Source organism: Paenibacillus ottowii (genome assembly GCF_050516475.1).
Taxonomy (GTDB): domain Bacteria; phylum Bacillota; class Bacilli; order Paenibacillales; family Paenibacillaceae; genus Paenibacillus; species Paenibacillus ottowii.
Genome location: NZ_CP191577.1, coordinates 1,101,297 through 1,119,837, shown reverse-complemented (window position 1 = coordinate 1,119,837; position 18,541 = coordinate 1,101,297). Strand labels below are relative to the sequence as shown.

The window sequence follows — 18,541 nt, the reverse complement described above, 5'->3', positions numbered from 1 at the left end:
CCTGTGGCTGAACAACGTATTTACTCTATAAAGGACCTGAATCGTTATATCCGGATGAAGCTGGAATCCGATCAGGTACTGTCTGATGTATGGATACGCGGGGAAATTTCAAACTTTACGCATCATTCGAGTGGCCACATGTACTTTACGCTCAAGGATGAGGGGAGCCGCATACGTTCGATTATGTTTGCAACCCATAACAGACGGCTCCCTTTCGTACCGAAGGAAGGTACGCGTGTTATCGCCCGGGGAAACGTATCCGTGTACGAACGGGATGGACAATATCAATTTTATGCGACTCAAATGCAGCCTGACGGTATAGGTAGCCTTTATCTGGCTTATGAACAGCTCAAACAAAAGCTTGATGCAGAAGGGCTGTTTGATACCGCTCGCAAACGGGATCTGCCAGCTCACCCGGCAACCATTGGCGTAATTACGTCACCGACCGGAGCGGCTGTCCGTGATATTATCACCACACTTCAACGGCGATACCCGCAGGCTGGAATCGTGTTGTATCCAGTTCTTGTGCAAGGAAAAGGTGCCGCCCCCTCGATCGTAAAGGCCATTGAAGCCATGAATCGGATGCAAGAGGTTCAGGTGATGATCGTTGGACGGGGCGGTGGCTCCTTGGAAGAATTGTGGGCGTTTAATGAGGAAGCGGTTGCGCGTGCCATTTACGCATCGGTCATTCCTGTCATTTCGGCAGTTGGACACGAAACGGATTTTACCATTGCTGATTTTGTGGCCGACTTGCGTGCAGCGACGCCAACCGCAGCGGCTGAGCTGGCCGTCCCTCATCAGGGAGAGCTTCGGGATCAGCTGCTCCAGCGGGAGCAACGGTTACGGAATGCCCTCCGGCAGCGGCTGGAAGCCAGCCGTGAACGCTTGCTGCGGCTTCAGCGTTCGCCAGTGCTGCTGCATCCGCGCCGCTATATGCTCCAGCATGCAGAGCGGATGGACATGCTGCATCAGCGTCTGATCCGTGCAGCAACTAACCGTTCACGCTTAAACGCAGAGAAAAACGCCCGTATGCGTCAGGTACTAGAGCGGTTTAATCCGCGTGAACAAATTCGTTCAGCACGCAAACAGACAGATATGGCGCAACGGCAGCTGGAGTCTGCGATGCGTGCGATCACAAAAACGGGACGACAGCAGCTGCACACTGGAATTCGTCAATTGGATGCGCTGAGTCCGCTCAAAGTCATGGCCCGAGGCTACAGCTTGGTGTACGATGAGCAGGAGAAACGGCTAATCAAGTCGCTCAAAGATGTACAACCGGGAGATTCCATCAAGATAAAAGTGAGTGACGGGCAGTTAGACTGCCAAGTATGGGGAATGAAGGAGGACGCGAAGCACGGTGGCGAATGAATCGGAATTGAATTTTGAAGCGGCCATGGCCGCTCTTGAAGAAATTGTCGGACAACTAGAGCATGGAGACGTTCCTCTGGAACAAGCCATTGATTTGTTCCAGCGGGGGATGAAGCTGTCTCAGCTTTGCAGTCAGAAGCTGGAGCAAGTCGAACGTAAAATTGAAATGATTGTGGAAGAGGATGGGGATTTGCGCAAGAAGCCTTTTGGCGGTGGATTGGACGAAAACGGCGGTGAAGTACTTGAATAGACCGTCGTTCAAGGAATATCTGACTGTGACGGCGGATGCAGTTTCGTCTGCATTGACCGAGCAGTTTCCGGGGCATTGGAATATTCCCGCTATTCTTCGGGAATCTATGGATTACTCACTCACCGCAGGCGGGAAACGGCTGCGGCCTCTGCTTGTGATCGCCGCTGCGGAAGCATTTGGTGGAAGTAGGGAAGCGGCGATGCCAGTAGCATGTGCGGTAGAGATGGTACATACGTATTCCCTCATTCACGACGACTTGCCGGCGATGGATGATGATGATTATCGGCGAGGAAAGCTGACGAATCATAAGGTATACGGCGAGGCGGTTGCTGTTCTTGCGGGCGATGCTTTGCTGACCCATGCGTTTTACAGCATCGTGCAGGCGGGACGTCGTCACGGTGTTTCTTCCGATGCACTATTGTCCATAGTTGAGGATTTATCCGAAATGAGCGGTGCCAGAGGCATGGTAGGTGGACAGGTTGCAGATATGTCAGGCGAGCAGGGAATAACAGGGATCGAGGAACTGGAATATATCCACCTTCATAAAACGGCTGATTTGATCATTTTCTCACTTTTGGCAGGTGGTCGGATTGGTGGGGCGGACAAGAGCCAGTTAGAGGCCCTTCGCCGCTTTGGACAAGATTTGGGACTGGCCTTTCAGATTCAGGACGATATATTGGATCTCGTAGGCGATGAAAGCAAAATGGGGAAAAAAACGCAGAGTGATGTTGAACAGGAGAAGGTTACCTATCCGTATTTCATCGGTATGGACGCATCTCTGCGACAAGTGGAAGAGCTCACAGCCTCTGCCAAAAAAGTGATTGCAGAAAGTGGTATTCCCGATTCTTCGCGATTACTGGAGATAGCGGATTACCTGATGAAGCGTGATCATTAGGAGTGTTGGAATTGCTTTAACTTGTCTGCGTTTAAGCACAATCCAAAAGTGTGATATAATATTTGTTAACTTTACACACAAACTTGAAGGAAAGCGGGGAGATATACGTGCTGCTTCCACACATAAAGCAACCAGGCGATCTGAAATCACTGTCGGTTGAGGAGTTGGCTTCTCTAGCCGAGGAAATCAGGAGCTTTTTGATTGAGAAGCTGTCCGTGACTGGGGGGCATCTGGCATCGAATCTGGGAGTGGTTGAGCTCACGATCGCCCTGCATTATTGCTATAACAGTCCAAAGGACAAGATGATTTATGACGTTGGGCACCAGGCCTACGTGCACAAAATATTGACAGGGCGAATGGATCGTTTTGATACACTTCGTCAGCGTGATGGACTTTGTGGTTTTGTAAAAAGAAGCGAGAGCGAGCATGATGTTTGGGAGGCTGGACATAGCAGTACTTCTCTTTCGGCTGCAATGGGGATGGCCTTGGCACGAGACTTGAAGGGCGAGGACAATAAAGTTATTGCAATGATCGGGGACGGAGCATTGACTGGAGGCATGGCCTTCGAAGCCTTAAACCATATTGGTCATGAACGTAAAAATTTAATGGTCATTTTGAATGATAATGAAATGTCCATCGCCCCGAATGTAGGGGCCATGCATAATTATTTGAGCAAAATCCGCTCTGACCGTCACTATTTGCGGGCAAAGGATGAGCTGGAAGTTTTGCTGAAAAAAATACCCGCTATAGGCGGTAAACTTGCCAAATCGGCTGGCCGTGTCAAGGACAGTCTTAAATATATGATGGTGCCAGGTGTGTTATTTGAGGAGCTGGGATTTACGTACCTTGGTCCGGTTGATGGACATGATTTGTCCAAGCTAATTGAAACTTTTCAGCAGGCTGACAACGTTACTGGTCCGGTATTAGTGCATGTCGTAACCACCAAAGGTAAAGGTTATAAGCCTGCAGAGGCTGATTCGTACAAGTGGCATGGCATCAGTCCATACAAAATTGAATCAGGTCAGGTACTCAAATCTGTAGGCAATCCGATGTATACGGAAATTTTCGGTAGAACGCTGATTGAACTGGCTGAGCAGGATGAGCGCATCATTGCGGTTACCCCTGCAATGCCTGGTGGATCAGGACTGGTACCATTTAGTAAAGAGTTTCCTTTACGTATGATTGACGTCGGTATTGCTGAGCAGCATGCTGCAACCATGTGTGCAGCGTTGGCTATGGAAGGGATGAAGCCGGTATTTGCGGTGTATTCCACCTTTATGCAGCGTGCATATGACCAAATTGTGCACGATATTTGTCGTCATAATGCGAATGTGATGTTCGCGATTGATCGTGCTGGTTTTGTTGGTGCAGACGGTGAGACTCACCATGGCGTGTTTGATGTAGCATTCTTGCGTCATATCCCGAATCTTGTGCTTATGATGCCAAAGGATGAGAACGAGCTGCGCCATATGATGAAAACAGCACTCGACTACGAAGACGGTCCAATTGCTTATCGTTATCCACGTGTTAATGTGGTTGGTGTGCCGTTGGATAAAGAATTGCGTACTCTTCCCATCGGCAGCTGGGAGCTTCTGCGTAAAGGCGAGGGCTACGCTGTAATCGCTTCAGGGCCGATGCTCCAAGTGGCGACAGAGGCTGCGGAAACGATGAAACGTGAAGGGATGCAAGTGGGTATCGTGAATGCCCGTTTCCTCAAGCCTTTGGACGAGGAGATGTTGCGTGAGCTGGCCCGTCAGCATACGAAGCTGATTGTATTGGAAGAAGCTTCTGAAGCGGGAAGTTTGGGCAGCGCTGTACTGGAATTTTACGCCAAAGAAGAAATACAAGATGCACAGGTGCGCTTAATGGGAATTCCTGATCTGTTTGTAGAGCACGGCTCCATCAAAGAGCAGCGCGCTGAAGTGGGGCTAACCGTTGAAGCTGTGTGTCTAAAGTTGCGTAAATGGTCCGCTGAGCCAGCATATGGCATGGGACAATCTGTATAGCGTAACTTAAAGTAAATAACATGATATTATAAAAAGTATGACAAGAGCAGCCTGGCTGCCAAAAGGGAGATTAACATGTCTGTTCCGAAGGAACGCATTGATGTATTGCTTGTAGAACAAGGTTTTTTTGAAAGTCGCGAAAAAGCAAAAGCCGCGATTATGGCAGGCCTAGTGTTGGCGGACAGTGAACGGATCGAAAAAGCGGGGATGAAGGTACCACGTTCCAGTGAGCTTAAAGTTAAAGGTTCCGTGCATCCGTATGTAAGCCGTGGAGGCTTGAAGCTCGAAAAGGCCATCCGTCAATTTGAGCTGGACATGAAGGGCAGGACGATGCTGGACATCGGTTCATCAACCGGAGGCTTTACGGATTGTGCGCTTCAGCATGGAGCTGAGTATGTGTATGCTATTGATGTGGGATATAACCAGCTGGATTGGTCACTTCGTAATGATGAACGTGTATGCGTGATGGAAAAAACGAATTTCAGATATATGACACCTGCGGATTTGAGCGGTCCTGTACCTAACTTCGCAAGTATTGATGTTTCTTTTATTTCGTTACGGATTATTCTGCCGCCGTTACTTGCATTGCTGCAACAACCTGCTGATATTGTAGCTCTAATCAAGCCTCAATTCGAAGCTGGTCGCGAAAAGGTTGGGAAATCTGGCGTGGTTCGAGAGCCTGCTACACATAAAGAAGTGCTGCAGACCATCTTGATGTTTGCACATGAGCTTGGCCTGACATTGCAAGGCTTGGCCTTTTCCCCTATTACAGGTGGCGAAGGAAATATTGAGTTTTTAGCACATTGGCGTTTGGATGGCCTTCCGTCTGCTGAATCACAGCCGGAGAAGGTGGATTTCAGTCCACTAATTGAACGAACTGTTCAGGAAGCAGGTCAGACTTTTAATAACGGCCCATCGCGTAAGTGACATTCAGGGGTTCTCCATGAGTTCTGTGAACTTAAGAGAACCTCTTTTTGGTGTGAGGGATTGATTGTAGAACTCACGTTCGCCTATAATGAGATGTACAGATGAAAAGGAATTTCGCTTCATGTCCTAGAATATGTCCATGAGGTGATCGGTTCATGGAGACGCGATACGATACGGTTATCATTACTGTGATCGGGGTGATCTTAGGGATATGGGCTTTATATAGCCTGCGTGCCTGGTTAAAGGAGCCGGGACCGCTTGTGCTCAAAACGATACCGATTAACGAGGATTTGAACGAAGGACCTGCTGTGGACCAGCTAGAGGAAGCAGGTTATGAAGTGGTGGGCGGGAAAATGAAAATACCGCTTGCTTTTAATGTGAATGGACATACCGTGTATAGTCGTTTGTTTATAGACTACGTAGCTGTACGTAACGGTTCGACATATATGGTCAAAACGTCGCGCCGCAAGCAACCCATGGAATGGAGCGGTCCTGATTTGAGGGACAGGCTTATGCCTTATTTGCTGCTCTATCCGGGCTGTGCGGGAGTATTGTACGTTGATACGGACGAGAAAAGTATTCGCCTTATTACATTAGTGGAAGACCTCGAAGAAGAGGAATATGAAGATTAATCCATAGGAGGATTATATGAAGGGCCAACGACATATTAAAATCAGGGAAATTATTTCACAACATGAGATTGAAACGCAGGATGAGCTAGTTGAAGCATTGCGTATGGCTGGTTTCCAGGTTACACAAGCAACTGTATCCCGGGACATCAAAGAACTGCTGCTCATAAAGGTTCCAATGGACGACGGCAGATATAAATATTCGATGCCTTCAGACCAGCGCTACAATCCAGCACAGAAGCTGAAACGTACATTGGTTGACAACTTTTTGCATATTGACTACACAACCAATCTGATTGTGATGAAGTGTCTGCCAGGAACAGCTAACTCAATTGCTGCTTTATTAGATAATATTGAATGGTCTGAGATCATGGGTACGATTAGCGGGGATGACACCATTTTGATTATTTGCCGATCGGAAGAAAACAGCGAAACTATCGTGAATCGTCTTATGGGCTACATTTCCTAATTATAATGGCTACGCATATTAGGCGTTTTAATTTGTACATCATAGAGGTGAAAGAACGATGCTGGTCACTTTGTCTATACGGAATTTGGCAGTTGTAGAGGCTGTCGATGTTCATTTTTATAAAGGGTTTCATGTATTAAGCGGGGAAACTGGTGCTGGTAAATCCATTATTATCGACGCACTTGGACTGATTGCAGGCGGCAGGGGCTCTGCAGACCTCGTGCGTTACGGTTGTGATAAAGCAGAGATGGAAGCCTTGTTTGAACTTCCGGTCAAACATCCTGTTTGGAGTACATTGGAGCAACAAGGGATTAAGGCTAATCCAGAAGAACATTTGCTGATTCGCCGCGAACTTACAATTCAGGGGAAAAGCTCATCTCGAATTAACGGTCAGATGGTTAACTTAACGATGCTGCGTGAAGTAGGTGAGCAACTCGTTAATATCCATGGGCAGCATGAGCATCAAAGTTTGCTGCGTGCAGATCGTCATCTGGCGCTGCTGGATACGTTCGGTGATTCGGTCATCGGTCCAGTCAAGGCGCTTTACAGAGAACGCTACAATGCTTTTGTGAAGGCGGAAAAAGAAGTAAGAGAATTGCAAAGCTCCAGTCAAAAGGCATATCAGCTATTGGACATGTATCGCTTCCAATTGGAGGAAATTGCCGCGGCGGAGTTGAAATTGGGTGAAGATGAATTATTGGCAGAGGAACGGGTCAAGCTATCCCATAGTGAGAAAATGATGGATGGGATATCAGGAGCATACGAGCTGTTAAGTGGCAGAGGTGGGCTGGATACGGTCAATAATGTGTTGTCCAGATTAAATGATGTTCAGAGCTATGATAGTAAACACCTTCAGCCTATTGCGGAGCAGATTCAGTCTGCTTTTTACCAGTTGGAGGATGCAGCATTTCAATTACGTTCTTATCGCGAGGATATTGAATTTAATCCAGGCAAGCTCCATGAGGTGGAGCAGCGTTTGAATCAGATTACCGGATTACAGCGAAAATATGGTGATAGTATAGAGCAGATTTTGGAATACTATAGCCGTATTGAGCAGGAAACCGATCTGTTGGAAAATAAAGATGAGCGGCTGGAGCAGCTTATCGCAAAGCGGGATGAGTTGCTTTCGAGTTTGCTGGAGATTGCTGAAGAGCTTACAGAAGCCCGTGAAATTTGTGCTGAAGAGCTTGCAGAGCAGGTAGAGCAGGAATTAAAAGATCTTCAAATGGAAAGAACGTCACTCAAGGTGCGAATTGATCCAATTGAAGATCCACGAGGATATGAATATAAAGGTTTAAAGGTACGACCTACCAAGCAAGGGATAGATAATGCGGAATTTCTGATTTCGCCCAATCCAGGTGAGCCACTTCGCCCACTTGGTAAAATCGCTTCCGGTGGTGAGTTATCACGTATTATGTTGGCGATGAAAAGTATTTTTGCACGTCATGATCAAATTCCGGTACTCATTTTTGACGAGGTGGATACCGGGGTAAGTGGTCGTGCAGCTCAGTCCATTGCCGAGAAGCTGTATCGTTTGTCTTCTGTTTGTCAGGTGTTTTCCATTACTCATTTGCCGCAGGTGGCATGTATGGCAGATCATCAGTACCTTATTGAGAAAAACGTTCATGACGGACGGACCATGACTCAAATTGAGGGACTAACAGAGGAAGGTCGTGTCAAGGAATTGGCACGGATGCTGGGCGGCGTAGAAATTACCGAAAAAACATTGCATCACGCACAGGAAATGCTGAATTTGGCGGAAGGAAAGAAAGCCTGAAAAGAGCGGCAGGCGTAATGATTAACAGTTATAAAAGCCTGGGGGCAAGGTTACCTTATAGGTACGCAATTGGCGACCACCTTTACTCGTCAAGCGAAAGAAGCAAAGGGAGCGTGACAGCCATTGAATTTTTACTCCAGGATCAAATTGCTCGGTCTTTTGCTTGTTTTTATTATGTGTTCTCTTGGTAACGCTCGGCATGTGCAAGCAGCGCTGCCTCTACAAGCTTCTTTGGATTTGTTTGGCTCTAAAAGCATGGCGACAACCCAAGAAAGCGTAATTCCCGACTTAAAAGTATACCCGGGGGGGCAGACGATCGGGGTCAAAGTAAAATCTTCAGGAGTGCTTGTTGTTGGTCACCATATCATTCAGGAAAGTAAGGATCGTAAGGTTTCGCCTGGTGAAACAGCTGGTATACGCCTAGGTGACCGAATAACGCACATGAATGGCAAACCCCTTAACAGTCTCGCCAAGGTAGCGGAAGCCGTAGACGAGGCAGGTAAAACCAAAAAGCCGCTTGACATTACCCTTTGTCGAGGCGAACAGACGATTTCCACTAAGTTAACCCCAGCATATGATCAAGATGATAAAGCGTGGCGGCTTGGGTTGTATATTAGGGACTCGGCTGCGGGTGTAGGTACATTGACGTTTTATGCACCGGACCAAGGAGTTTACGGAGCCTTGGGCCATGTAATTACCGATATGAATACTCAAACCCCCATTGTCGTGGGCAGCGGAGAAATTGTGCAATCCAATGTGACGTCAATTGCGAAGAGCCAGAGTGGGGAACCCGGAGAAAAGCGTGCTCATTTTCTCAAAGATCATCGGATCCTAGGAAATATTGAACGAAATACGAACTTTGGAATATTTGGGAAAATGTCAGATGAACCGCAAAATGGCTTGTATTCGACGCCTATTCCTGTTGGACTTGCGAATGAAGTGAAGGAAGGACCAGCAGAAATTTTGACTGTGCTGGAAGGTCAACAAATTCAGCGTTTTCAGGCAGAAATTGTACACATTTCTCAGCAGGATAAACCGGCAACCAAAGGGCTCGTCATTCGAGTTGTAGATCCAAAGTTATTAGATAAGACTGGCGGAATCGTACAAGGGATGAGCGGGAGTCCGATTATCCAAAATGGTAAGCTAATCGGAGCGGTAACACATGTATTTGTTAATGATCCTAAATCAGGTTACGGATGTTTTATCGAATGGATGTTGCGTGATGCAGGAATCATGAATAATAAACTGAGCTTGAAGTCATCCTCTAATCTTAAGGCGAGCTAGCGGCCTTAAGATTTTTTTGTCGAAAAATAGGGGAATAACTCAGAAGCACACGATAAAAATTCAATTATAATAGAATTCATAAAAAAAATAAATAAAAATAATTTTCGACAGAAGGAATTCATAATTCGATGTCGAAATCATATACTCCGACAAGAAATATTTATGAAGTGCAAACAGATGTCCCAATGGAATAACACTCAATAAGGAGGAAGTACATTGCAAAAAATTGAGGTATTGTTGGCTGATGACAACCGGGAATTTACGAATTTGCTTGCTGAATATATTTCCGATCAGGAGGATATGGAAGTTACAGGAATCGCCTTCAACGGCGAAGAAGTGCTCCAACGCATCGCAGAATCCCGCAACATACCTGATGTACTTATTTTAGATATTATTATGCCTCATCTGGATGGTCTCGGTGTATTGGAGCGTTTGAGAGAAATGAACCTGACTCCACAACCGAAAATCATTATGCTGACTGCATTCGGTCAAGAAAATATTACACAGAGGGCCGTTCAGCTCGGGGCATCTTATTATATTTTGAAGCCGTTTGACATGGAAGTGCTCGCTAACCGTATACGCCAATTGGTAGGACCGCAATTAGTCAGCAACAGCCCGGTGACCGTTTCATCCATGCGCTCTAATGTTGTACCTATGGGTAAAACGAAAAACCTGGATGCGAGTATCACAGCCATCATCCATGAGATTGGTGTACCCGCCCACATCAAGGGATATCAATATCTACGTGAAGCCATTACGATGGTCTACAATAACATTGAAATTTTAGGAGCCATCACCAAAACTCTGTATCCAGCAATTGCCGAAAAATTCAAAACGACGGCTTCTCGTGTAGAACGCGCCATTCGTCATGCTATCGAGGTAGCATGGACCCGTGGAAATATCGATAGCATTTCCCACCTGTTTGGCTACACTATTAATATCAGCAAGTCCAAACCAACCAACAGCGAATTTATAGCGATGGTCGCAGACAAGCTGCGGATTGAGAATAAGGTGTCCTGAAAGGACTAAAAGCAGGCGTGGTAAGGCTTGAGCCTGAAGGTGAAACCAACTAATTCTTCATTTTGCTGTGAAGGTTTGGCAGTGAAAACAAATAATATATTTACGAGTATATGTATAAATCCATCAATTGATTGGTCAAGTAATTTGGCAAATCAATTGATGGATTTTTTATATTTTCGGAGATTACATTCCAAATTGAGAATTTAATGCTGTATTGTACAAGTCGTAATCTTGCAAAAAGACATTAGCCAGCTACGAGCAAACACTAAAATTATTTGCAGTGTATCTGGAACGAGAACATCAGAAGAAATATCAACATTCTGAACGCCTAGCCGTCTGTCAATATCGCATATTTAAAATTCAGATTAGAGATGATCAGGAAAGAAATTTCCACTCCAATTTGAGCCATTTGTCAAACGTCTTGACACTTAGCTGGATATAGAGAGGTACTTCCTGCATATGCTGATCTCATTACAAGAACGAAAGATGAGATTCTTCCGGGTCTATGGAACATTATGATCGCAGCCAATCGCTATAACATGAACGTAGATAATATTCTGAATAGATTTGAGTGTGAAATTTCAAACATACATGATCACACAGGAATACAAACCAATGATCAGCAAAATATTAATAATCAGCTTGTTGGCGTATTGAGTGAATTGGCTGAATATTGTTTGTCCAGAGGCCAGTACGAAAAGGGAGTTCGGTTCTTATTAGATGGTATGAGGAAATCCATTATAATTAATGATGAACGCTCAATCCTTAGTTACAGGATAATTGTCGAACGTTATCAAAAATTTGTCCTAGCTGAAGCCAAGACGGAGTACCATAATTTAGAAAGCTATGCACGAAGACTTTTTTATTAGTATTAGTCATAAGTATACAAACAACGAGTAGTCAAGATGGGAAACAAGGCAGATCATAAAACCATAAAAAATTTGTGTGAAGGTTAGATGGAATTATCCGTCTAGTCTTTTTTGTATTGCTGAAAACTTGCTAAGTCATTGCTGAGTTGGAGAGGTGATAATTTATGAGATAGAACATGGAGGAGATAGGGGAAATCAGCATTCACGAAAGTATACAAAGTCAAATAATTTGACTTTGGTAAAAACGCAGAAGGATATTGCTAATGAATCACTACCTTTTCAAAAGAACCACACACATGGATTAACAATCCTACTTTACAATAAAATGGACTAGAAGTATAATGTTTCATGGTTATCAAGGTGAATTTAAGTAGAAAGGGAGTTTATTTAATCATAAAGAAAAAAATTATGGGCCTTGCATTGAGTTCGTGTCTTTTATTAGCGAGTGTTCCCGCATATGCTGCCGACAGTGCGGCAGAACTTAACCAAGCAGTTGATCCAAACTTGGTAATCTCAACCAAGGAAGAATTGCATATCCCTAATAATGTAACTCTTAAATCAATTACTCCATTAGACAATGCTTCTATAACATACGATCACAATTCAGGAATTGATTGGGATGGAAACAACAGACAGGTTTGGGGAAACACTCAGGCCCAGCAAGGGAAGACAAAGCTAGACAGTTATACGAGAGCACGTTTTGAACAATTGACTGGATCAGTGTATGGAGATTCTGGACGAGTATGGAGCACCAACCAAGGAAGATCCTATGCGCGGTCTGCTTGGGAAAACTATAACGCACTCAGATCCGGTGTAGCCAAAACATACTACGGTATCTAATTTTTCAACGAAATATTTCTGATATGAACTTCTGTTTTTAGTAACTTTATTATTAAAAAATTCACCAAACAATTCACCTTGTTACCTATCTTGGAGGATATATTATGAACAATATTCGTATAACTCGTGTCAAAATTTTAGATGTGCTTTTGTTTATCGCTATCACCCTGTTCAGTTTCGCTTGCTTATTTACATTGTTTTATAATGAAAACGTAAATCTCGTAAAGAAACTAAGTAATAACTTTTATGATGATAATGCTTTGTCTTTCAAAACATCAAAAACTGAACTTGACTTTTCTTCTTTATATGAGGCATTACCAAATGATACTGTATTATTCGGAAGGTTTTTCAGGCAAGGAGAGGATATTCGAGGTGTTATTTATAAGGGGGACTATGTTCCACCTAAATTAATAAGTGGAAGGTTTTTTTCTGAATCTGATTTCATATCTAATTCGCATGTTGCAGTTATTGGTAGAGATGTCCCCATAAATAAAACCATAAATGAAAAAAAATATGTCGAATATAATCATATGGATTATGAGGTCATAGGGATTATTGGGTACAATATACCTACTAGAATAGATCGAACAATTTTGCTGAACTTGAATGCTGATAATATCACATCTAGTGTTGAATATATTGTTAGCAGTTCAACCATACAAAATGGTTTGAATTTTATTGGAAACGAAAAAATGTTCGGGCAGGTTTCTGTATACGATAAGGAAAATGTTAATATTTTGCATATAATTGATAGAGGTAATAATCAATTAATTACATCCATAATTTTTATTTTCGTACTCTTTGTAAATAGCTTATCGGTAATGATCTTTTGGAACGAAAAAAAGAATACTGAAATGAAGATCAAATGGAGCAACGGGTACACTAAAAAGAAAATATTAATAGATGTGTGGAAAGATTTTTTCCCAATACTATTGTTGAGCTTAATATCGGCTCTTGGCTCTTCTTGGTTTTTTGGAAAAAATATGCATGATGTCGAGCTAAGCCTTCAACCGGCTATGTTAGGGGCGACGATCCTTCTTTTATTGTTTTCATTTTTAGTGATCGGTATCTCCTATATAAAGATGACACAAAGGTGATCTGTGATGCTCAATTTGCTTATTGATTCATTAAAACAACATAAACGAAAAACCATACTTTCCATCTTACAATGTACTGCTTCGTACATTTTGGTTATTTTGACATTAAGCTTGGCTACACATACACATGAACTTACATCAAATGTTCAAAATGCTACATCCTCTTTATACAAGGTCAATGACAATTTTTTCAATGATGAGGAAAAGAACTTTCTTGCTCAATCGGATAACCTCAAGGTCTTAAATGAGCTGTACGAGTGGGAAAAAACGAATCCTAGTTTTAAGTATATTATTGCAAGCAGACAAAATCTTTTTCTAGATGTGCAAGGCTTGCCTGCAAAGTTTCAATATGGATATGAAGCTGGACACGAAACCCCAGACGCATATGAAAGTATTCAAGTGAATCAACAGTTTATTGACCATTTTGCTATCCAGACTTCTGAAGGTAGATTATTTCAAGCTGGAGATTATAACGTGAAAAATGACGTTATTCCTATAATTTTGGGTTATGAATATAAAGATTATTTTAAGTTGAAACAAATCATACACGTGGGATATATGGGAGTAAATTTAAAGTGTAAAGTAATTGGCTTTTTGGGGCAGCATAGCTTTTATAATAATGGATACGCTTTGAAATACTTGGATAGACTTGTTGTATTTCCATCGTTGGAAGTAGACAATATTCATGCACAAGATAGAAGTTTTATGTTAAAACTATTTTTGGATAAAACAAGTGGCTACATCAAATCTTCTCTTTCGGCACAAAAAATCCAAGAACTGTTCACGCAAAAAAGTTTGCAACTTGATATCGAGCCATATGTTGTAGAAGGAGTCTCAAATTTTTATCTTACGATGTGGGGGCTAGAAGGAGAGCAATTACAAAAAGTTCTATTTATATTTTCATTTGTCATTGCTTTTGTTGCGCTATTTAGCATTTCAACAAATCTCATAGCTAAAATCACTCTCCGTAAATACACATATGGAATCATGATTGCAAACGGTACAAGAAGAGCAGTAATAAATCTTTCAATTCTTTTTGAGATATTTTTTATCAATTTGGTATCATTATGTATTGCAGCTTTGTTTTCATTTATGATTTCTCAAAATTTAAATATTCCTATTCTACTTATTTTCAGCTTCACACTTTCACTACTATCTTTTATTCCTCCATGGATTTCTGTGAATAGATTAAAGTTGTCGAAAACAATACGAGGTGGGAACTAATGAGTGTAATTGCATTAAAGAATATAAATAAATCTTACGGTTCAAGAATGATACTTTCCGACGCCTCTTTCAATGTAGATCATGGAGATTTAGTAGGAATCATAGGCAGAAGCGGGTCAGGTAAAACTACCTTGTTAAATATTTTAGGGTTTATGGATATTGCAGATAGCGGGGAGTATTTCTTTGATAGTCAACTAATTAAGCCCAAAGATGAGAAACGAATGACTGTGTTAAGAAGAGATGAAATCGGATTTATTGTACAAGATTATGGTTTAATTAAAGAAAGAAGTGTTTTTTATAATATTGCCCTACCTTTATTGAGTCAGAACACACCTAAAAAGGAAATTAAGCACCGTGTTGATTCTATTGCGGAGCAACTTAAAATTTCTGACTTAATTAATGAATACCCCCATGAAATTTCTGGAGGCGAAGCTCAAAGAGTCGCAATAGCAAGGGCGCTTATCAGAAAACCGAAAATAATTTTGGCAGATGAGCCAACAGGTGCTTTAGACGAGTCAGCAGAATCAGACATATTGGAAATACTACATGCTCTTAATAGGTCGGGTGTCACAATTGCAATGGTAACACACAATCAAGTAGTTGCAAATATATGCAAGAAATTGTATACAATAGTAGATGGGAAAATCGTTCCTGTGTAGCGAATATACTACAAATGCTTTAGTGTAAAGTTGCAACCAAATAGAATGCCACATCCCTGTTAATTGGATGTGGCATTTTTATGTCAATTTGTTGCTGATTCTCATGTTTTTATCAAAACGGCGAGGTGTAGAAGTAAAGGATGGAGGAAACTCATCTTCAAAGCATATAACAAATGACTTATCAAAGTCCCAACAGTATTTAGTAAAAGATTCTTCTATGCCTGCCGGTTATAGAATTGTTACGGGTTATCCTGTATTTAAATAAAAGAGGAGAATAAATATGGAACAAGAAGTGAGTTATGAAAATTTGAAGTATTTTATCGAGAGTTACTTTAATTGGAGTATGGATTTCGCTGATTTAGAGAGCTTAATGGAAGAGTTCAAAAGTAGGGAGTTACCTGCTTATGTTGAAGGTTTGACTCAGGAGATCGAAGAAATAAATGAACTAAAGAATTGGGATAGTGTACAAAAATTTGTTTATATATATGGACAAAGAAATTTGAACATTAAAAAGATTGAGCGCATGATTGAGTTGTTACTGACAAAATTACACGAAGATAAATAAAAATTATCTTATAGAGCAATAGAATAAATACGACAAAAAGGTCTAATTATGAACTAACAGGTCACCACGGAGGAATTTAAAGCACCATCATGAGTATTCCTCAAAGCAAAAGGACTCCAGCCACGTATTATGTTGGCAGAGTCCTTTTATGTTCATCTTACAGTTTATTCTCATTTACCAGTTTTAAAATAGGATTTAGGAACTCCTGGGTGTAAAAGAAACCGCCCTTTGAAGGAGCAGTCACTCGACTGTGGTCAAATACTTTGAAATCATCAATGTTTGTTATCTCATGTGTTTCACTGTCATATACTAATTCAACTAAATCTTTATAGCCTTGTTTTGATCTAGGGAAGCACAGTACATCGTAAATTGTATCATGGGAATCCAAGACATAAACATGAGTGTCAGTAACTCTATAATTCATAATTTCTCTCCTTATAATGGTATAAAGATATAATAATACAACTTATATTGCTTTTTGTAATTATCTCTCAAGTTTGTCCAATTACATCAGCGATTCTCTATCTCCAATTAGTTGTACACCTTGATTCAATAACCACCGTGACAAATTGTTGGGTAGGTCAAAAAAGTCTATACATAATGCATATACTTTCAAGGATGTAGCAGACGCAGTTGACTCAAGGGAATAGGATCAAAGTGCACAGTATTTTATAACGCATTCACGCTATAAAATACTGTGTGAAGACAATAAATCCCGTTTGGGGTATCTTTTTTGACTTGCAATGTTTAAAAGGAGGAATTAGATAGCACGAAGAAAATTTTCCCTTTTGTATACAGTTCTGAAATTCTCTTTAATTTTGATATAAACAATGTGTCGATTCTTGTCGATATTATATCTATTATAAAGAGAACTGAGGAGCGAATATATGAAATTTAACATTCGAACAAAATTGTTATTAGGTTTTCTCGCGGTAATAATCCTGTTGGTTGTGATTAGTGCAGTATCGATCTCAAGAATGAAACAGTTAGGCGATACTTCAATGGAAATTGATAGCCATTGGATGCCAAGTGTGACCATCCTCGGAACATTAAATGGTGATGTATCTGATGTAGAGCGGCTTTCATTGAACATTATTGTTGAACGTAACCCACAGGAAATGGAAAAGGTTCAGGCCGAATATAATAAGGTTTTAAAAAAAGTTGAAGAAGGCCGAAAAACATATGAAAAGCTAATTGCCACTCCTAAAGAGCGTGAAATGTATGAGGAATTTTCTAAAAATTACACAGAATATTTGAATAAGTTACCAGAAGTAATTGCCGCTGGGAGAGCTAATGATTATGCTCAATCAAGCATCCTTCACCAAGAATCCTACAAGCTATGGTATAGTTCAAACGATATGATCAGTCAGCTGATTAAGTTGAATGCAGATGGATCAAAACTGACAACGAAAGAAGCTGTTGATAGCTTTATTTCAGGTAGACAATTAGTTATCGTTTTGAGCGTTGCAGCCGTTATACTAGCATTGATCATGGCGATCATTATAGCCCAAATTATTTCTAAGCCTATTTTGCGCATCAGTCGTGCTGCTGAAAGCATTGCGTCCGGTGATCTTACTGGGGAAGCCATTGTAGTGAAGGGCAAGGATGAGATTAGCACGCTGACTCATTCCTTTAATACGATGGTTGAAAACCTACGTCAACTAATTCAGTCTGTAAGTCAGACGACCGAGCTGGTAACCACGTCCTCAGAAGAATTGACAGCCAGCGCAGAGCAAAATAGCCAAGCAACTGCGCAAATCACCGAAACGGTGCAAGAAGTTGCTACAGGGACGGGCAATCAGGTGGATATGGTAACCAAATCTTCTCAGGCTATTGAGGAAATGTCCATTGGCGTGGAACAAATTGCAATTCGTGCGCAAAATGTTTTTGCATCAGCACAGGATGCGGCTCACAAATCAGCTGAAGGTAATCAGATGATCCAGCAGGCTGTTGTCCAAATGAATGGTGTGAATGATTCTATGAATAGCTTGGCTGATCTAATGGCCGGATTGGGAGAGCGTTCAGATGAGATCGGGAAGATTATTGATGTCATTACAAACATTTCGAGTCAAACCAATCTACTCGCGCTGAACGCTGCCATTGAGGCGGCCCGCGCAGGAGAACATGGTAACGGATTTGCTGTAGTTGCAGGTGAAGTGCGTAAGTTGGCAGAACAATCGGCTCATTCTGCTCAGCAAATTACGGAGCTAGTAGGATTAATACAAAAGGATACCTCGCATGCTATTGAGGCGGTAGCGTCCAATGGGCAAGATGTCATGAAAGGTCGGGAAGTCGTGCAGAATGCAGGTGCCTCCTTTGCACTTATTCAGGAAACGGTTAATAAAGTGGCCAGTGAAATTGAAGAGGTCTCTGCTGGATCGGAGCAAATGTCTGCAAGTACCGATGAGATTGTTGGCTTTGTGAAACAAATTTCAGCAATTGCTGAAGAGGCTGCGGCCGGGACACAGCACGTATCTGCAGCAACTCAGGAACAGCTGGCATCGATGGAGGAAATAGCTTCCTCTGCAAGAAACCTGTCCAAAATGGCTGAGGATCTGCAAGGGCAAATTGGTAAATTCAAAGTATAATTTGTACACAGTTTCTATATTTCAGGGGAAAAGCCGCTCTATTGTGAGTGGCTTTTCCCTATTCATTTTATATA

The 18,541-nt window shown here is 42.1% G+C and carries 18 protein-coding genes; 17 read left to right on the top strand and 1 reads right to left on the bottom strand.

Features of this window, described 5'->3' with window-relative positions; genetic code table 11:
* Positions 1–3: 3 nt before the first annotated feature.
* From xseA to ACQQ6X_RS05200, 16 genes are all read left to right on the top strand, one after another.
* Positions 4–1,368: an exodeoxyribonuclease VII large subunit gene (gene xseA / locus ACQQ6X_RS05275; protein ID WP_305164497.1), complete on the top strand. Its 1,365-nt coding sequence runs from the start codon at positions 4–6 to the stop codon at positions 1,366–1,368.
* Entirely contained in the window at positions 1,358–1,618 is a 261-nt protein-coding gene (xseB, locus tag ACQQ6X_RS05270; RefSeq protein WP_063213564.1) for an exodeoxyribonuclease VII small subunit, read from the top strand. Before xseA ends, xseB begins: the two co-directional genes overlap by 11 nt.
* A 25-nt stretch (positions 1,619–1,643) precedes the next feature.
* Positions 1,644–2,513 carry a polyprenyl synthetase family protein gene (locus ACQQ6X_RS05265; RefSeq protein WP_430493597.1) on the top strand — a complete coding sequence of 290 codons (870 nt, stop codon included), beginning with the start codon at positions 1,644–1,646 and terminating at the stop codon, positions 2,511–2,513.
* A gap of 107 nt (positions 2,514–2,620) precedes the next feature.
* Entirely contained in the window at positions 2,621–4,519 is a 1,899-nt protein-coding gene (gene dxs / locus ACQQ6X_RS05260) for a 1-deoxy-D-xylulose-5-phosphate synthase (RefSeq protein WP_305164496.1), read from the top strand.
* Between the two features lie 75 nt (positions 4,520–4,594).
* Complete coding sequence (locus ACQQ6X_RS05255) at positions 4,595–5,446, top strand: TlyA family RNA methyltransferase (RefSeq protein WP_142612138.1); 852 nt, start codon at positions 4,595–4,597, stop codon at positions 5,444–5,446.
* Between the two features lie 155 nt (positions 5,447–5,601).
* Positions 5,602–6,078 carry a hypothetical protein gene (locus ACQQ6X_RS05250; RefSeq protein ID WP_149033505.1) on the top strand — a complete coding sequence of 159 codons (477 nt, stop codon included), beginning with the start codon at positions 5,602–5,604 and terminating at the stop codon, positions 6,076–6,078.
* A 16-nt stretch (positions 6,079–6,094) separates the two neighbouring features.
* The gene (ahrC, locus tag ACQQ6X_RS05245; RefSeq protein WP_305164495.1) at positions 6,095–6,544 is read left to right on the top strand and encodes a transcriptional regulator AhrC/ArgR; all 450 of its coding nucleotides are present in this window, start codon (positions 6,095–6,097) and stop codon (positions 6,542–6,544) included.
* A 58-nt stretch (positions 6,545–6,602) separates the two neighbouring features.
* Positions 6,603–8,321 (top strand): DNA repair protein RecN, encoded by a 1,719-nt coding sequence (gene recN, locus ACQQ6X_RS05240; protein WP_149033503.1) that lies wholly within the window; start codon positions 6,603–6,605, stop codon positions 8,319–8,321.
* A gap of 123 nt (positions 8,322–8,444) precedes the next feature.
* A complete protein-coding gene (gene spoIVB, locus ACQQ6X_RS05235; RefSeq protein WP_305164494.1) occupies positions 8,445–9,605 on the top strand; it encodes a SpoIVB peptidase in 1,161 nt (386 codons plus the stop codon).
* A gap of 216 nt (positions 9,606–9,821) precedes the next feature.
* On the top strand, positions 9,822–10,625 hold the full coding sequence (spo0A, locus tag ACQQ6X_RS05230) for a sporulation transcription factor Spo0A (RefSeq protein WP_013371763.1): 804 nt from the start codon (positions 9,822–9,824) through the stop codon (positions 10,623–10,625).
* A 515-nt stretch (positions 10,626–11,140) separates the two neighbouring features.
* A complete protein-coding gene (locus ACQQ6X_RS05225; protein ID WP_430493535.1) occupies positions 11,141–11,494 on the top strand; it encodes a hypothetical protein in 354 nt (117 codons plus the stop codon).
* A gap of 348 nt (positions 11,495–11,842) precedes the next feature.
* Positions 11,843–12,334 (top strand): hypothetical protein, encoded by a 492-nt coding sequence (locus tag ACQQ6X_RS05220; RefSeq protein WP_305164493.1) that lies wholly within the window; start codon positions 11,843–11,845, stop codon positions 12,332–12,334.
* 104 nt (positions 12,335–12,438) lie between these two features.
* A complete protein-coding gene (locus ACQQ6X_RS05215; RefSeq protein WP_305164492.1) occupies positions 12,439–13,431 on the top strand; it encodes an FtsX-like permease family protein in 993 nt (330 codons plus the stop codon).
* A gap of 111 nt (positions 13,432–13,542) precedes the next feature.
* Entirely contained in the window at positions 13,543–14,655 is a 1,113-nt protein-coding gene (locus tag ACQQ6X_RS05210; protein ID WP_326400341.1) for an FtsX-like permease family protein, read from the top strand.
* The gene (locus ACQQ6X_RS05205) at positions 14,655–15,314 is read left to right on the top strand and encodes an ABC transporter ATP-binding protein (RefSeq protein ID WP_149033494.1); all 660 of its coding nucleotides are present in this window, start codon (positions 14,655–14,657) and stop codon (positions 15,312–15,314) included. The genes ACQQ6X_RS05210 and ACQQ6X_RS05205 overlap by 1 nt, the downstream gene beginning before the upstream one ends.
* Before the next feature lie 280 nt (positions 15,315–15,594).
* On the top strand, positions 15,595–15,879 hold the full coding sequence (locus ACQQ6X_RS05200) for a contact-dependent growth inhibition system immunity protein (RefSeq protein WP_305164490.1): 285 nt from the start codon (positions 15,595–15,597) through the stop codon (positions 15,877–15,879).
* Positions 15,880–16,036: 157 nt separating this feature from the next.
* Here the strand turns inward: ACQQ6X_RS05200 and ACQQ6X_RS05195 are convergent, their stop codons facing one another.
* Complete coding sequence (locus ACQQ6X_RS05195; RefSeq protein WP_305164489.1) at positions 16,037–16,303, bottom strand: hypothetical protein; 267 nt, start codon at positions 16,301–16,303, stop codon at positions 16,037–16,039.
* Positions 16,304–16,766: 463 nt separating this feature from the next.
* Here ACQQ6X_RS05195 and ACQQ6X_RS05190 point away from each other — a divergent pair, with 463 nt between their 5' ends.
* Positions 16,767–18,467, top strand: coding sequence for a methyl-accepting chemotaxis protein (locus ACQQ6X_RS05190; protein ID WP_305164488.1), 1,701 nt, complete (start codon positions 16,767–16,769; stop codon positions 18,465–18,467).
* The last annotated feature ends 74 nt before the right edge of the window (positions 18,468–18,541 follow it).

Bases quoted from the DNA above. Each gene is read 5' to 3' on its own strand.
- ACQQ6X_RS05255 (WP_142612138.1), top strand. From the start codon at position 4,595: ATGTCTGTTCCGAAGGAACGCATTGATGTATTGCTTGTAGAACAAGGT.
- ACQQ6X_RS05250 (WP_149033505.1), top strand. From the start codon at position 5,602: ATGGAGACGCGATACGATACGGTTATCATTACTGTGATCGGGGTGATC.
- ahrC (WP_305164495.1), top strand. From the start codon at position 6,095: ATGAAGGGCCAACGACATATTAAAATCAGGGAAATTATTTCACAACAT.
- recN (WP_149033503.1), top strand. From the start codon at position 6,603: ATGCTGGTCACTTTGTCTATACGGAATTTGGCAGTTGTAGAGGCTGTC.
- ACQQ6X_RS05225 (WP_430493535.1), top strand. From the start codon at position 11,141: ATGATCGCAGCCAATCGCTATAACATGAACGTAGATAATATTCTGAAT.
- ACQQ6X_RS05220 (WP_305164493.1), top strand. From the start codon at position 11,843: ATGGTTATCAAGGTGAATTTAAGTAGAAAGGGAGTTTATTTAATCATA.
- ACQQ6X_RS05215 (WP_305164492.1), top strand. From the start codon at position 12,439: ATGAACAATATTCGTATAACTCGTGTCAAAATTTTAGATGTGCTTTTG.
- ACQQ6X_RS05205 (WP_149033494.1), top strand. From the start codon at position 14,655: ATGAGTGTAATTGCATTAAAGAATATAAATAAATCTTACGGTTCAAGA.
- ACQQ6X_RS05200 (WP_305164490.1), top strand. From the start codon at position 15,595: ATGGAACAAGAAGTGAGTTATGAAAATTTGAAGTATTTTATCGAGAGT.
- ACQQ6X_RS05195 (WP_305164489.1), bottom strand. From the start codon at position 16,303: ATGAATTATAGAGTTACTGACACTCATGTTTATGTCTTGGATTCCCAT.
- ACQQ6X_RS05190 (WP_305164488.1), top strand. From the start codon at position 16,767: ATGAAATTTAACATTCGAACAAAATTGTTATTAGGTTTTCTCGCGGTA.